This is a genomic window from Megasphaera cerevisiae DSM 20462 (assembly GCF_001045675.1).
Lineage (GTDB): Bacteria > Bacillota > Negativicutes > Veillonellales > Megasphaeraceae > Megasphaera > Megasphaera cerevisiae.
Map to the genome: position 1 here is coordinate 1 of NZ_LEKT01000164.1, position 639 is coordinate 639.

At 42.6% G+C, this 639-nt stretch carries 1 protein-coding gene; it reads left to right on the forward strand.

The window, feature by feature from the left end:
* Positions 1–389: 389 nt before the first annotated feature.
* Entirely contained in the window at positions 390–500 is a 111-nt protein-coding gene (locus tag AB840_RS18440) for a ComF family protein (RefSeq protein WP_413783228.1), read from the forward strand.
* The last annotated feature ends 139 nt before the right edge of the window (positions 501–639 follow it).

Consider the following 639-nt stretch of genomic DNA (forward strand, 5'->3'; position numbering starts at 1 on the left):
CAAGAAGGGCTCGTTCTCCAGCGAGGAATCTGTCTTCAAGGTTCTCTATCTCAGGGTAAAGGAACTCTATGCCAAGTGGGAAGGGCATCATATCCAGAACTGGGCGATGGTCAGAAACCAGTTGGCTATGGATGATAAGCTGCAAGCTCGTATCCTGAAATACGAGAAATTTTAAAGCCAGCAATCACTGGTAACGCATCTTCTTTTATGATACCTAAAAAAACTTACACACTTAACTTGACAAACCCGAATATAAATTCTCTCAGGGAAGAATATCTTGACAGCATTTTTCACTTATTCGTTCTTGGAATATACGATAGTTCGGATTTTGCACACGGGGGTGTGCAAAATCCGGATTATCGTTGCATTGTATCAAATACGTGGTAGGATTGGATGACATATATACGACAGGCGCGACCCTAGAAGCCTGTGCAAAAACACTCAAGCAAAACGGCGCCGCCGGCGTGACAGGATTGGTCATCGCCAGCGGCGCACTGTAGTATATGTAGACTCCCATAGCAAAAAAATGGTTTCTTTGGTTCTTATTTTATATAACGGATCGTATCCTGACATGTGATTTCGAAGACTAATGAATTTTCTGTGAAAAATACATCTAATGATTGCCCCCGATCTGTCGAT